Genomic DNA, 14,551 nt, shown 5'->3' with positions numbered 1-14,551 from the left:
GGATCAGAACAACTTGCTGCCCCAGTCCAGTTTGCTGCGCAACACTTCGAAATAGTTGTAGCCCTTGGGGTGAATCAGCCGCAGGGCGTAGGGGGATTTGCGAATGCGAATCTCATCGCCGGGCAGACAGGCCAGGGTGACCTGACTGTCGCAGCTGATCTCCAGCTCCGGTGAGCTGGAACTGCAGGAGGCCCGCAGGGTGATCTCACTGTCGCCGTCCACCACAATGGGGCGGCAGGAGAGGGTGTGAGGAAACATCGGCACCAAAATGTTGGCGTTGAGGTTGGGGGTCAGGATGGCGCCGCCCGCCGACAGCGAGTAAGCGGTGGAGCCGGTGGGGGTGGCGACAATCATACCGTCGGCGCGCTGGCTGTACATGAAGCGGCCATCGATGTAGACCTCGAAATCGATCATGTGCGCCACCTTGCCGGCGTGCAGTACCGCTTCGTTCACCGCCACGTTATGGCTTTTCTGTTCGCCGTGGCGATGCACTTCGGTGTGCAACAGGAAGCGCTGCTCGGTCTCAAACTCGCCACTCAGCACCTTGGTCAACGTGTCTTTGAACTGTTCCGGGTCGACGTCGGTCAGAAATCCCAGGTTGCCCCGGTTGACGCCCAGAACCGCCACGTCATAGCGGGCCAGCACTCGCGCCGCGCCCAGCATGTTACCGTCACCACCCACCACAATGGCCAGGTCGCAGCGCTCACCGATCTCGATCATCTCCACCGCCTCGGCTTTGTCGCAGCCCAGCTCTTTGGAGATGTCGGACTCGATCAGCACTTCATAGCCCTGCTTATTAAGCCAGTAAAACAGTTGCGCCAGGGTTTGGTTGGCGCCCTGGTGGCGGGGTTTGCCAATAAGGCCGATGGTCTTAAATGCTGTTTGCATGTTGGTCTCGTGTCGGAATGCGCCGCCAGGCGCGCCGTAATGACGGGTTACTCTACTTAGGTCAACGATATACGGGGATCGAGGGTTTGTCACCTCAGGACTGTCGGCGTCGGCGCTGAAAGCACAGAATCCCTCCGCAGACAGGGATATTGCCCCGTTAGCCCTTGAAGTCACAAAATCAGTCCCCATAATAGGCTCAGAGCCAATGGTAACAGAGTATTTTAGCCGGAGTTGAAATGAGCGACGAGCAGCAAAAAGTGGAGCAGCCAGAACAGGTTGAACTGGAACAAGAGCAAGTTGAAACTGAGCAGGATCCACAGGCCGCCCGCATTGATGAACTGGAATCACAGCTGGCGGCTGCCAAAGCCACCATCGATGGCCAGAAAGACAGCGTAGTACGTGCCCATGCCGAAATGGAAAACATTCGCCGTCGCAGTGCACAGGATGTGGAAAAAGCCCGTAAATTTGCCCTGGAGAAGTTTGCCGGGGAACTGCTGCCGGTTATCGATAACCTGGAGCGTGCCCTGCAAACCGCCGATGCCGACAATGAGGCGGTTAAGCCGCTGATCGAAGGCGTTGAGTTGACTCGCAAGAGCTTCTTGAGCAGCGTGGATAAGTTCGGCATTAAAGAGATTGATCCCCTGGGTCAGCCGTTTAATCCGGATCAGCATCAGGCGATGGCGATGCAGCCGTCCGAGGAGTTCGCCGCCAATACCGTGATGGCGGTGATGCAGAAAGGCTACGAGCTCAATGGTCGCCTGCTGCGCCCGGCGATGGTGATGATCTCCAAAGGCAGCGAGCAGCCCAGCGTGGATACCACTGCCTGATCGCTCCGCCGCCCGATGAAGCAGCCTTTATGGCTGCTTTTTTTGTGGCTGTAGTTCGGCCACAGCCGCTTCGATGCGCCGGTACTTGTCGTCGGTCCAACCGGGGCTGGAGGGCCAGCGTCGCAGCACTGTGGTACGGGGATCCACCGGGGTGATCACCACTTGGGTGTCGTTGAGGCCGACGACCGAGACCAGCCAATACAGCTCCTCAATGACGGTATTGCCCATGGCCAGGCAGCCGCTGGAGGCCTCCTGGCCATGGATAAAGATGTCACTGCCGGGATCCTGGCGGCCGTCGTTCAGCGCCATGCGTCGGTCAAAGGCGTTGGGGTAGTTGAGTTTCAGTGACAGGTGGTAGCGGCTGTTGGGGTTGAAGGCCACCGGGCGGTAGACCCCCTCGGGCACCTGCAGGTCGCCTTCCGTCAGTTTGGGGCCCGGACCGCCGCTGAAGGCCATGATCGGGTAGGTACGTAGCCGGGTCCAGTGGCCGTCGGCGTCACCACCCCACAGCTCCAGCCGGTAGCTCTGCTTGATCGCCAGCAGCAGCAATCGCTGAGGCAGCCGGCCTTCAGGCATGCGCTGCAGTGCCGGAGTCAGGCGTTGACGGGCTGCGTCCAGATCACCGGCGGCCGACGCCGCCCCCGGGGGCAGCAGCAACAGCACCGCCAACAGCAGGCGGTGCAGGAGCCAGTGGGGATTACGCCGGCTGGCGGGTGGTGGTAAGCACGATTTCACGAATGTGCACATTCTGAGGCTGATGATAGGCGTACTCAATGGCGTTGGCCACATCCTGGGCGGCCAGGACTCCGCCCATGCTGTCTTTCCATTCGCCGTAACCGTCTTTGATGTCCTGACGGGTGGTGTGACCCAGCAGTTCGGTTTCCACCGCTCCCGGGGCGATGGTGATCACCCGCACGTCATCGCCACACACCTCTTCGCGCAGGGTTTCCGACAGGCCGTGAACCGCAAACTTGGTGCCGCAGTAGGCCACGTGATTGGGGAAGGTTTTGCGACCGGCCACCGAGCTGATGTTGATGATGGTGCCGCACTTGCGCTCACGCATCTTGGCCAGCACCAGGTGAATGCCGTTGAGCAGGCCCATGACGTTGACGTCCAGCATCTGCTGCCACTCAGCCGGATCCTGTGAGTCGGCGTCGCCCAGCAGCATCACACCGGCGTTGTTCACCAGGCAGTCCACCGGACCAAACTGGGCTTCGGCGTCGGCAATGGCGGCGGCAAAACTGTCGCGGTCGGTAACGTCCACCTTGCGGCACAGGGTGTTGGGCAGGTTCAGGGCTTCCAGCTTGTCGACACGGCGGGCGAGCAGCAGCAGCGGATGGCCTTGGGCGGACAGGGTGCGGGCGGTGGCTTCGCCAATGCCGGAGCTGGCGCCGGTAATCACGATCAGAGGCTGAGACATAGGGGTTCTCCAATAAAGCTGTGTCTAAGGGTAGCAAGGCGCTGGCCGTTGCGATGGCGATTACTATAGAGGGGCTAGCTATAGTCTTAAAATATTAATTTCCTCTGCCTGATATAGGGTAAGCTTATGATAAGGCGATGACAGGGGGCGGGCCGACGTTGAGCGGGCTTGGGCGACGACGGGTGCCGTCGGCGTGGGGCGTGCTGATTCACTGAGGGTTAACATAGGAATTTTGTATGGATGTGCGGTTATTGCGCAGCTTTGTGGCGGTGTTCGAGGAGCGGTCCATTACGGCGGCGGCGCAACGCTTGTTTGTGTCCCAGCCGAGTTTGTCATCGGCCATTAAGCAGTTGGAGTCCGAGTTGGGGGTGGCGCTGTTTGTGCGTCACAAGCGCGGGGTGGATCTGACCGATGAGGCCCATCAGCTGTATCCGCTGGCGCTGCAATCTCTGGGGCAGATGGAGAAGATGAGCCGGCTGTTTGCCAGTCAGGAGGCGTCTCTGCCACTGGCACTGGCCAATTTTCATGACATCAGCCCGGCCACCTATGCCCGCTTTCTGGGTCATTGCAGTCAGGCATCGCCCCAGTTGAGTTTCGAGTTGCTGGATCATGATGATGACGCGGCTCAGGCCCGCATCACTCTGGATGTGTTCAAGAGGGAGGACGAGCTGTTTGTACCGCTGTGGGAGGAGGACTACGTGCTGTGTGTCCCCAATCACCACCCGCTGGCGCAAAGGCCGTCGGTGGGCATCGCCGATCTTAATGACTTTAATTTTATCGAGTGTGTGGTGTGTGAAGCCCACCAGCAAACTCTGAGTTTGCTGGCCAGTGAAGGCTTTGCGGTTAATCTGGTGGCCAAGGCGCAGCACAAAACCCAGGTTCGCCACCTGGTGAGTGCGGGTATCGGCATCTCGTTTCTGCCCACCGGCGTGCTGGAAACGGCCGCCGACCTGGCCCAGGTCCAGCTCGATGCGCCGCGCATGTTCCGCCGCATCGGTCTGACGCTGCCGGCCAGCGCCAGCACCAAGCCGGCACAGGCGGCCTTGCTGGCGGCGTGCGGGGAATGGTGCGGTTAGGCGCCATCCTCCACATTGGGTTTGGTCTCGCCGGCGGCGGGCTTGCGTACCAGTCGCGGCCCCAGTTGCTGGGTCGCCAGCCCGGAAACGATCAACGCCAGGCCGATAAAGGTCGCCGGAGCGATGGTTTCACCGACAAAGGTGGCGATAAAAAACAGCGACAGAAACGGTGACAGGAACACCATGTTGGTGATGGGAGCGGTGCGCTCGGCGCTTTTGAGGGCCATCAGCCACAGTACGAAGGTGAACCCCATCTCAAACAGGCCGACGTAGGCGGCGCCGGCGATCCCCTGCCACTGAGGCATTGCCCAGCCATCCCGGTAACCGCTGGTAACCAGAATGAAGGGCAGTGCCACCAGAAAACTCAACAACAGGCTGACCACCGGATCGCCCTTGTCCCTGGTGTTGACGATCCAATACAGCGACCACAGCAGGGTCGACAGCAGGGCCAGCCCGTAGCCCAGGTAGCTCTCCATCTGAAAGTCGAGCAGATTGCCGCCAGTGGCGATGACGACCACACCCCCGTAGGCGATGATGGCGGCCATCACATCCCAACTGCGAAGTTTCTGCCCCAGCATCGGCACCGCCAGCAGGCTGAACAGTATCGCCCAGGTGTAGTTGAGTGGCTGCGCTTGTTGCGCCGGTAGCAGGTCGTAGCAACCGAACAGCACCAGATAGTACAGGAAGGGGTTGAGCAGTCCGCTTTGCAGGTAGCGACCGGGGGTGGCCTGCAGCTGGGTTCGCAGCAGGTGGGTTTTTTTCTGCAGCACCACGATCAGGCCGAGGGCGAGACAGGAGAACAGCGCCGCATACAGCAGCAGTTGGCTGGGGCTCATGTAACCCAGCGATAACTTAAAGGCGGTGGCCACGGTGGACCAGGCAAACACCGCCGCGGCTCCGTACTGAACCGCACGACGCTGATTTTTGACCATTCGAAACACAACTTGATTGACGAAACCACAGGATTGGCGATTATTATATTGTATACAATCCTGTGGTTGCAAAGCGTCAGATCAAATTATTTGTCGATGACCATTGGAATCTCAGACCCAGCCCCCATATCCCTGACATCAGCGGGGAATTTTTTTAGCCGTCGCCCTTGAAAGGCAGAGACGGCAACCCCAAATAGGTGTTAACGCAAATTTTCGCATTAGATTTAAACGCATTTGGAGGCTTTCGATGGGCAAGATCATCGGCATCGACCTGGGTACCACTAACTCCTGTTTGGCTATCCTGGATGGCGACAAGCCAAAAGTAATTGAGAACGCGGAAGGCGACCGTACTACTCCTTCTATCATTGCTTACACCGATGATGAAACCTTAGTAGGTCAGCCCGCCAAGCGTCAGGCCGTTACCAACCCGCACAACACCGTGTTTGCCATTAAGCGACTGATCGGTCGCCGGTTCAAAGACGAAGTCGTTCAGCGTGACATCGACATCATGCCGTTCAAGATTGTTGAAGCCGACAACGGCGATGCCTGGGTAGAAGCCCAGGGCAAGAAGATGGCTGCACCTCAGGTGTCTGCGGAAGTTCTGAAGAAGATGAAGAAAACCGCCGAAGATTACCTGGGTGAAGAGGTGACCGAAGCGGTCATCACCGTACCAGCCTACTTCAACGATTCTCAGCGTCAGGCGACCAAAGACGCCGGCCGCATCGCCGGTCTGGATGTGAAGCGCATCATCAACGAGCCGACTGCGGCGGCCCTGGCCTACGGCCTGGACAAAAACACCGGTGACAACATCATCGCCGTCTACGACCTGGGTGGTGGTACCTTCGATATCTCCATCATCGAGATCGACGACGTTGAAGGTGAAAAGACCTTTGAAGTACTGGCGACCAACGGTGATACCCACCTGGGTGGCGAAGACTTCGATAACCGTCTGATCAACTACCTGGTTGAAGAGTTCAAGAAAGAGCAGGGCATCGACCTGAAGAACGATCCCCTGGCGATGCAGCGCCTGAAAGAAGCCGCTGAAAAAGCCAAGATTGAGCTGTCTTCCACTCAGCAGACCGAAGTGAACCTGCCGTACGTAACCGCAGATGCCACCGGTCCTAAGCACATGAACATCAAGGTAACCCGCGCCAAGCTGGAAGCCCTGGTTGAAGACCTGATCACCCGTTCTCTGGAGCCGTTGAAAGTGGCTCTGCGTGACGCCGACCTGAACGTGTCCGACGTACAGGACGTGATTCTGGTGGGTGGTCAGACCCGTATGCCTAAAGTTCAGGCGGCGGTGGCTGACTTCTTCGGTAAAGAGCCTCGTAAAGACGTGAACCCGGATGAAGCCGTTGCCATGGGCGCCGCGGTTCAGGGTGGTGTACTGGCCGGTGACGTGAAAGACGTGCTGCTGCTGGACGTAACCCCTCTGTCTCTGGGGATCGAAACCATGGGCGGCGTCATGACCGCACTGATCGAGAAGAACACCACCATCCCGACTAAGAAGTCGCAGGTGTTCTCCACCGCCGAAGACAACCAGTCTGCGGTAACCATCCACGTGCTGCAGGGTGAGCGTAAGCAAGCCGGCGCCAACAAGTCTCTGGGTAACTTCAACCTGGAAGGCATTCAGGCGGCACCACGCGGCCTGCCACAGATTGAAGTGACCTTTGACATCGATGCCGATGGCATCCTGCACGTGTCCGCTAAGGACAAGGGCACTGGCAAAGAGCAGAAGATCACCATCCAGGCGTCTTCCGGTCTGTCCGAGGACGAGATCAACAAGATGGTGAACGAAGCCGAAGCCCATGCGGAAGAGGATCAGAAGTTCGAAGAGCTGGTTCAGGCCCGTAACCAGGCTGATGGTCTGGCTCACGCTACCCGTAAGCAGATTGAAGAAGCCGGTGAGGCTCTGCCTGCAGACGAGAAAGAGAAGATTGAAGCGGCCATCAACGAGGTTGAGGAAGCGACTAAGGGTTCCGATAAGGAAGCCATCGAAGCCAAGACCCAGGAGCTGATTCAAGCCTCTGCTAAGCTGATGGAGATTGCTCAGGCCAAGGCCCAGCAAGCCCAGGGCGGTGCCGAAGCCGGTGAACAGCAGGCTCAGCCAGCAGACGACGTGGTTGACGCTGAGTTCGAAGAAGTGAAAGACGACAAGAAATAAGTCTGACGTCCTTTGACCTGAATGAAAGCAACGGGCGTTCGGTACCACCGATCGCCCGTTTTTTGCGAAACAACTATTGGCTAGAGATATGTCCAAACGCGATTTCTACGAAGTGCTTGGTGTGGCGAGAGATGCCAGCGAGCGAGACATTAAAAAGGCCTACAAGCGCCTGGCGATGAAGTTCCACCCGGATCGCAATCCGGGCGACACCCAAGCCGAAGAATCTTTCAAAGAGGTTAAGGAAGCGTACGAGATCCTGACCGACTCTGAAAAACGCGCCGCGTATGACCAGTTTGGTCACGCCGGTGTCGATCCTAACCGCGGTGGCGGCGGTTTCGGCGGCGGTGGTGGTGACTTCGGCGACATCTTTGGCGATGTGTTTGGCGATATCTTTGGTGGCGGTCGCCGTGGCGGTGGCCGTTCCGGTCCGAGCCGGGGCAATGACCTGCGCTACAACATGGAGCTGTCCCTGGAGGAAGCCGTTAAGGGCATCACCAAGGAGATTCGCATTCCGGTGCTGACCTCCTGCGACAGCTGCCACGGCAGTGGCGCCAAGAAGGGGTCCAGCGCCCAGACCTGTGGTACCTGTCACGGTCAGGGCCAGGTGCAGATGCGCCAGGGCTTCTTTGCCGTGAACCAGACCTGTCCAACCTGTCATGGTAAGGGCAAGGTAATCAAGGATCCGTGCAACAAGTGTCATGGCCAGGGTCGGGTCGAAAAGACCAAGACCCTGTCGGTGAAGATTCCGGCCGGCGTCGATACCGGTGACCGCATTCGCTTGTCCGGGGAAGGAGAAGCGGGTGAGATGGGGGCGCCGGCGGGCGACCTGTACGTACAGGTGCACGTCAAGGATCACCCCATCTTCCAGCGCGACGGCAACAACCTGTACTGCGAAGTGCCAATCGGTTTCTCCACTGCGGCCGTGGGCGGCGACATCGAGGTACCGACGCTGGATGGCCGGGTTAACCTGAAAGTGTCCGCCGAAACCCAGACCGGGCGTATGTTCCGTCTGCGTGGCAAGGGCGTGAAATCGGTTCGCAGCCACGCCGTCGGCGACCTGATCTGCAAGGTGATTATCGAAACGCCGGTGAACCTGACTGAGCGTCAGAAAGAGCTGCTGCGGGAGTTCGACCAGACCATGGAGGGCTCCTCCAAGAAGCACAGTCCTAAGGCGGAAGGGTTCTTTGATGGTGTGAAGAAGTTCTTCGATGATCTGACCAGCTAACACTGCTGTCGCAGACTGAGTGTTATCGTCAAGGCCGCTGTTTACAGCGGCCTTGTTGCATTTATGGGCTTAGAGATCCCCTCCAGGAGTCACCCTTTCCTCGGAAGTTACTCATTTTATTGTGATTTAAATTAACCAATTGTCAAAATCGGCTTGCCATTTCACCACCTTGAATTAACATTGCGACAACGTTGTCGTTTGAAAAATACCCGTTTAGGAGCTGTTCGATGTCAAGGATGTTACTCACCCTGCTGCTGATGCTGAGCCTGCCGCTGGCAGCCCAGATTCCGGTGGAAGATTTTGCCAAGCCCAGCCAGGCGAACTCCATTAAGTTGTCTCCTAAGGGCGACCATCTGGCCTTGATGACCAAGGTCGACGGCAAGCAGAGGGTGGTGATTCTGGATACGAAGACCCGAAAGTTACTGCATGCCGTCTATTTCCCGATGCGGGCCGAAGTGGGCAGTTACTACTGGGCCAGCAACGACCGCATCGTGGTCACCAAACAGTACCTCAAAAGCTGGAGCGAAGCGCCGCAGTATTACGGCGAGATGATGGCGGTGGATTATAACGGTGATAATCCTGAGTATCTTTTTGGTCTTCAGCAGGCTAATAACACCGGCGGTCGCCTCAACAAGGGCGGCGGCGCCATTCGGGCCTGGGGCTACATGATCGATCCCCTTCCGGAAGATGAGGATCACGTGCTGATCAACTCGGTGCCCATGGGCGCCAGACAGGACAAGAAGGCCACCGTATTCCGGGTCAATATCCACAATGGCAAACGTAAGAAGATCGCTTACGCACCGGTGTCCTTTGCCAACTTCCTGACCGACGCCAAGGGCGAGGTGCGGTTTGTCACCGGCACCGACAAGCAGGGCGAAGGCAAGATCTACTACCGCAACAAGCGCGGTGAACCGTGGACATTGTTTGGATCCAATAACCGGGGGCGGGGCAGTGTTATGCCGGTGGCCTTTGCCAGTGATCACGAGGTCTATGTGCTGGATAACACCGATGCCAGCATACAGGGGTTGAAGAAACTGGATTTGTCCAAGGGCACCAGCTCGCTGATCTATCGCGATGACACCGTGGATCCCTCCCAGTCCTGGTTGTCGGTGGCAGACCGAGCCCTGTATGCCCTGGAGCTGGAGTCGGGTTACCCCAGTTACGTCTTCATCGACAAGAACCGGCCGGAGAGTCAACGCCTCAAAGGGCTGCTGGCGGCCTTTCCCGGCCAGCAGGTGGCACTGACCAGCCAGACTCTGGATGGCAAGCTGGCCATCGTGCTGGCTTACAGCGACACCCACCCGGGCAGCTACTACCTGTTTGATACCGAAAAGAGCAGCGTCAGCCTGCTGCTGAACAGCCGTGGCTGGGTGGACCCCAAGCAGTCTGCTACGGTGCAGGCCATCAGTTTCACCGCCCGTGACGGCATGACCATTCACGGCTACCTGACGGTGCCGGCAGGCAAGGAAGCCAAGAATCTGCCGCTGTTGGTCAATCCCCACGGCGGCCCCCACGGTCCACGGGATTACTGGAGCTACAATAGTGAGTCGCAGCTGTTTGCCAGCCGCGGCATGGCGGTGCTGCAGGTCAACTTTCGCGGCTCCGGTGGTTATGGCCTGGATTACGAGGTGGCCGGTTACCGCAACTGGGGCAGCAAGATTCAGTACGACATCATCGATGCCACCCGTCACCTGATCGACACCGGTGTGGCCAACAAAGACAACGTCTGCATCTACGGCGGCTCCTTTGGCGGCTACTCCGCCCTGCAGGCGCCCATTCTGGCGCCGGATCTGTTTCAGTGTGCTATCGGTTTTGCCGGGGTCTACGATCTGGAGCTGATGTACGAGGTGGGCGACATACCGGATTACCAATCCGGGGTGAACTACCTGCAGGAGGTGATCGGTGAGGACACTAATAATATGAAGGCGTTCTCGCCGGTGTACAACGTCGATAAGCTGAAAGTACCGCTGCTGTTGATTCACGGTGGAGAGGATGAGCGGGTACCCATCGATCATGCCGAGGAGCTGCGTGACGCGCTGGATAAACGTCAACACCCCTATCAGTGGCTGGAGTTGGACAAAGAGGGTCACGGCCTGTTCAACGAGGAAAACCGGGTAAGCACCTACAAATCCATGCTCAGCTTCCTGGACCAGCACCTGACGCTGTGAGTTTTTAACCCACCGGCGAATGGGGTAACCTTAAGGGATGCACACGCATCCCTTTTTTAATGGAGTAGATTATGCGAAAGCTTGGTGCTGTGGTCCTGTTGGGGCTGCTTTCCTCCTGTGCCACCCACCAGTCGCCGACCGGGCGGGATCAGATGTTGCTGTTCTCCGGCTCGGAGATGGCGCAGATGGGGGAGAAATCCTTTGCCGCGATCAAGGAGAAGGAAACCCGCGCCACCGATAAGGCCACCATCGCCTACGTGCAGTGTGTGGCCGACGGCATCATCACCGCCCTGGGGGATACTCCGGCCGAGTGGGAGGTGGTGGTGTTTGACTCCGAGCAGGTGAATGCTTTTGCCCTTCCGGGCAAGCACATCGGCGTTTACACCGGCTTGCTGGAGGTGGCGGAAAACCAGGATCAACTGGCTGCCGTCATGGGGCACGAGGTGGCGCATGTGCTGGCGCGCCACAGCAACGAGCGGGTGTCCCGCTCCCAGCTCAGCAATGCCGGGCTGCAGATCGCCGACGTGTTTCTACAGGGCACCGCCAACCGCGACCTGTACATGGCCGGCCTGGGGCTGGGGGTGCAGGTGGGCATCACCCTGCCTTATGGCCGAACCCAGGAGAGCGAGGCCGATGTGATGGGGGCGGATCTGATGGCCAGGGCCGGTTTCGACCCGCTGCAGTCGGTGGCCCTGTGGCACAACATGGCCGAAGCCGGTGGTGGCAGTGCGCCGCCGGAGCTGATGTCGACCCATCCCTCACACCGCACCCGTATCTCGGATCTGGAGCGATTGCAGGGGCAGGTGCAGCCGCTGTACCGCCAGGCGAAAAGCGCCGGGATTCAACCACGCTGCCGTCGCTGACCCTGACCACCCTGACTGGGTCGGGGTGGTCAAAAGAGACTCAATTGCATTGGTATTAATTGCCCCACAAGTGGTACACTCCGCAGCAGTTTTTTCCATACTGGAACACACATCATGAAGTTCGACACAGTAGAACAGCAAGCAAGCTACGGCGTAGGTCGTCAGCTGGGTGAGCAACTGGCCGCCAACAGCTTTGAAGGCATTGAGATCTCTGCGGTTCAGCAGGGTCTGGCCGATGCCTTTGAAGGCAAAGACAGCCTGGTTGAAATGGCTGAGCTGCAGCAGGCGTTTGCGGTTATCTCTCAGCGTCTGGCTGAAGCCCGCGAAGCCAAGGCTGCCGAAGCCGCCGGTGAAGGCGAAGCCTTCCTGGCTGAAAACGCCAAGCGTGACGGCGTGATCACTACCGAATCTGGCCTGCAGTATGAAATCGTCTCCGAAGGCGAAGGTGACAAGCCGGGTCTGAACAGCACTGTGAGCTGTCACTACCACGGTACCTTCACCCATGGTGGTGTGTTCGACAGCTCCGTGGATCGTGGTGAGCCGGTTGAGTTCCCGGTCAGCGGCGTGATTGCCGGCTGGACTGAAGCACTGCAGATGATGAACAAAGGCGCCAAGTGGAAACTGTACATCCCTCACCAGCTGGCCTACGGCGAGCGTGGTGCTGGTGGTGCCATTCCACCGTTCTCGGCGTTGGTATTCGAAGTCGAGTTGCTGGACATTAAGTAAGTCAAAAAGGGGAAGCGGTTGCTTCCCTTTTTTTTGGTCTGCGAATTGGGACAGAGATCTTTATGTCGGCGGTCAATAATCATATGATTATCCAGATGCATAGAGCCGATTGGGAGCAGTAACAGATGGAACAGATCCGAGTAGCCATTGTCGGGGCCAGCGGCCGCATGGGACGCACACTCATTGAGGCCGCCCTGGCGCACCCGCAGATTCGTCTGGGGGCCGCCATTGAGCGCAGCGGTGCCAGTTTGCTGGGGGTGGATGCCGGAGAGCTGATCGGCCACGGCGCCGTCGGCGTGACCCTGGTGGATAAACTGGAGCTGGTGGTGGATGACTTCGATGTGCTTATCGACTTCACCAACCCGGAAACCAGCCTGGAGATGGCCGCCTGGTGTGCCCAGCACGGCAAACCCATCGCCATCGGCACCACCGGCTTCAGCAGCCATCAGAAAGAGCGCATCGCCGAGCTGGCGCAGGATCTGCCTATCGTGCTGGCACCCAATATGTCGGTGGGCGTGACCCTGCTGTTCAAGCTGCTGGAAACCGCTGCCAAGGTGATGGGGGATTACACCGACATCGAGATCATCGAAGGCCATCATCGTTACAAGAAAGACGCCCCGTCGGGCACCGCGCTGCGGATGGGCGAGGTGATTGCCGAGACCCTGAACCGGGATCTGGAGCAGTGTGCCATCTATGGCCGCGAAGGCATCAGCGGCGAGCGTGACCGCGACACCATCGCCTTCTCCACCATTCGGGCCGGCGACATCGTCGGTGAGCATACGGCGCTGTTTGCGGACATCGGTGAGCGACTGGAGATCACCCATAAAGCCTCGAGTCGAATGACCTTTGCCAATGGCGCCATGCGGGCGGCGCAATGGCTGTTTCAGAGGCCCAACGGCCTGTACGACATGCACCAAGTATTGGATTTAAAATAAAAATAGGGCTTTTTAGCCCTTTTTTATTGATTACCTATATACAAATGTGACTTTGGTCGCTATAATCGCCGGAATTTGTCAAAAATTCACTTTTTGAGTTTGGCGAGTTGGAGAGATTTACCCTAAATCATTGTAAAACAATAACTTATAATTCTTCTGGTGGGAGGTCAAGTTGAACAAAACTGCCCTATTAATGCTCCAGGATGGCACAGTTTTCACCGGTACTTCCATAGGTGCCGACGGATCTGCTGTCGGAGAAGTCGTTTTTAACACTTCTATGACTGGTTATCAAGAAATCCTGACCGATCCTTCCTATTCACGTCAGATAGTTACTCTTACCTACCCTCACATCGGTAACACCGGAACCAATTCCGAAGACGTTGAATCCTCTGCAATCCACGCCACCGGCCTGATCATTCGTGACCTGCCGGCGCTGGCATCCAACTTCCGTAATGAACAGTCTCTGTCTGAGTACTTGAAGCAGCACAATGTGGTTGGCATCGCGGATATCGATACCCGTAAACTGACCCGCATTCTGCGTGAAAAGGGCGCCCAGGCCGGTTGCATCATGACCGGGGTCGCGGCCGACGCGGCCCGGGCGCTGGAACAGGCCCAGGGCTTTCCCGGCCTCAAAGGCATGGACCTGGCCAAGGAAGTCACCGTCAGTGCCCCCTACCACTGGCGCAACGGCAGCTGGAAGTTGGTGGGCGGACTGCCCAGCGATACCCCGGCAGACGCACTGAAGTACAAGGTGGTGGCCTACGACTACGGTGTTAAGCAGAACATCCTGCGGATGCTGGTGGATCGTGGCTGTGACGTGACCGTGGTTCCGGCCCAGACGCCGGCGGCCGAGGTACTGGCGATGAATCCGGATGGGGTGTTCCTGTCCAATGGCCCGGGAGACCCGGAGCCGTGCGATTACGCCATCAGTGCCATTCAGTCGCTGCTGGAAACCGATACCCCTCTGTTTGGCATCTGCCTCGGGCATCAGCTGTTGGCCCTGGCCTCCGGCGCCCAGACCCTGAAGATGAAGTTTGGTCACCACGGCGGTAACCACCCGGTCAAGGATCTGGACAGCGGCAAGGTGATGATCACCGCCCAGAACCACGGCTTTGCCGTGGATGAAGCCAGTTTGCCGGCCAACCTGAAAGCCACCCATAAGAGCTTATTCGATGGTTCCCTGCAGGGAATTCACCGAACCGATAAGCCGGCTTTCTCGTTCCAGGGCCACCCTGAAGCCAGCCCGGGACCCCACGATGCGGCACCCTTGTTCGATCATTTCATTGAACTGATGCAGCACCGCAACGCGGCCCAATAACAGAGCGTT

General features: G+C 58.2%; 13 protein-coding genes. 9 read left to right on the top strand and 4 right to left on the bottom strand.

Annotated elements, in window-relative coordinates:
* Nucleotides 1-3: 3 nt before the first annotated feature.
* Nucleotides 4-888, bottom strand: a complete 885-nt coding sequence (nadK, locus tag BLT77_RS06585; protein ID WP_090363790.1) for an NAD(+) kinase — start codon at nucleotides 886-888, stop codon at nucleotides 4-6.
* A gap of 236 nt (nucleotides 889-1,124) precedes the next feature.
* Here nadK and grpE point away from each other — a divergent pair, with 236 nt between their 5' ends.
* Nucleotides 1,125-1,715 carry a nucleotide exchange factor GrpE gene (grpE, locus tag BLT77_RS06580; protein ID WP_090363787.1) on the top strand — a complete coding sequence of 197 codons (591 nt, stop codon included), beginning with the start codon at nucleotides 1,125-1,127 and terminating at the stop codon, nucleotides 1,713-1,715.
* A gap of 27 nt (nucleotides 1,716-1,742) precedes the next feature.
* Here grpE and BLT77_RS06575 read toward each other — a convergent pair whose 3' ends face one another.
* A complete protein-coding gene (locus tag BLT77_RS06575) occupies nucleotides 1,743-2,450 on the bottom strand; it encodes a L,D-transpeptidase family protein (protein ID WP_176819213.1) in 708 nt (235 codons plus the stop codon).
* Nucleotides 2,413-3,135 (bottom strand): SDR family oxidoreductase, encoded by a 723-nt coding sequence (locus BLT77_RS06570; protein WP_090363781.1) that lies wholly within the window; start codon nucleotides 3,133-3,135, stop codon nucleotides 2,413-2,415. The genes BLT77_RS06575 and BLT77_RS06570 overlap by 38 nt, the downstream gene beginning before the upstream one ends.
* Before the next feature lie 236 nt (nucleotides 3,136-3,371).
* On the opposite strand from BLT77_RS06570, the gene BLT77_RS06565 reads away from it, so the two are divergent.
* Entirely contained in the window at nucleotides 3,372-4,211 is an 840-nt protein-coding gene (locus BLT77_RS06565; protein WP_090363778.1) for a LysR family transcriptional regulator, read from the top strand.
* Here the strand turns inward: BLT77_RS06565 and BLT77_RS06560 are convergent.
* Nucleotides 4,208-5,143 (bottom strand): DMT family transporter, encoded by a 936-nt coding sequence (locus BLT77_RS06560; protein ID WP_090363775.1) that lies wholly within the window; start codon nucleotides 5,141-5,143, stop codon nucleotides 4,208-4,210. The genes BLT77_RS06565 and BLT77_RS06560 overlap by 4 nt on opposite strands.
* A gap of 247 nt (nucleotides 5,144-5,390) precedes the next feature.
* On the opposite strand from BLT77_RS06560, the gene dnaK reads away from it, so the two are divergent.
* The 7 genes from dnaK (at nucleotide 5,391) to carA (ending at nucleotide 14,542) form a co-directional block, all read left to right on the top strand.
* Entirely contained in the window at nucleotides 5,391-7,307 is a 1,917-nt protein-coding gene (dnaK, locus tag BLT77_RS06555) for a molecular chaperone DnaK (protein ID WP_090363772.1), read from the top strand.
* Nucleotides 7,308-7,395: 88 nt separating this feature from the next.
* Nucleotides 7,396-8,532 carry a molecular chaperone DnaJ gene (dnaJ, locus tag BLT77_RS06550; protein WP_090363769.1) on the top strand — a complete coding sequence of 379 codons (1,137 nt, stop codon included), beginning with the start codon at nucleotides 7,396-7,398 and terminating at the stop codon, nucleotides 8,530-8,532.
* A 227-nt stretch (nucleotides 8,533-8,759) separates the two neighbouring features.
* On the top strand, nucleotides 8,760-10,700 hold the full coding sequence (locus tag BLT77_RS06545) for an alpha/beta hydrolase family protein (protein ID WP_090363765.1): 1,941 nt from the start codon (nucleotides 8,760-8,762) through the stop codon (nucleotides 10,698-10,700).
* 71 nt (nucleotides 10,701-10,771) lie between these two features.
* Nucleotides 10,772-11,563, top strand: a complete 792-nt coding sequence (locus BLT77_RS06540; protein WP_090363762.1) for a M48 family metallopeptidase — start codon at nucleotides 10,772-10,774, stop codon at nucleotides 11,561-11,563.
* Nucleotides 11,564-11,677: 114 nt separating this feature from the next.
* Nucleotides 11,678-12,289, top strand: a complete 612-nt coding sequence (gene bamJ / locus BLT77_RS06535; RefSeq protein WP_090363760.1) for a BamJ family beta-barrel-assembly machinery protein — start codon at nucleotides 11,678-11,680, stop codon at nucleotides 12,287-12,289.
* Between the two features lie 125 nt (nucleotides 12,290-12,414).
* Nucleotides 12,415-13,224, top strand: a complete 810-nt coding sequence (gene dapB / locus BLT77_RS06530) for a 4-hydroxy-tetrahydrodipicolinate reductase (RefSeq protein WP_090363757.1) — start codon at nucleotides 12,415-12,417, stop codon at nucleotides 13,222-13,224.
* A 193-nt stretch (nucleotides 13,225-13,417) separates the two neighbouring features.
* The gene (gene carA, locus BLT77_RS06525) at nucleotides 13,418-14,542 is read left to right on the top strand and encodes a glutamine-hydrolyzing carbamoyl-phosphate synthase small subunit (RefSeq protein ID WP_090363755.1); all 1,125 of its coding nucleotides are present in this window, start codon (nucleotides 13,418-13,420) and stop codon (nucleotides 14,540-14,542) included.
* Nucleotides 14,543-14,551: the final 9 nt, after the last annotated feature.

It is taken from the genome of Ferrimonas sediminum (assembly GCF_900100175.1).
GTDB lineage: Bacteria > Pseudomonadota > Gammaproteobacteria > Enterobacterales > Shewanellaceae > Ferrimonas > Ferrimonas sediminum.
This window is presented reverse-complemented; position numbering and strand designations above follow the sequence as displayed.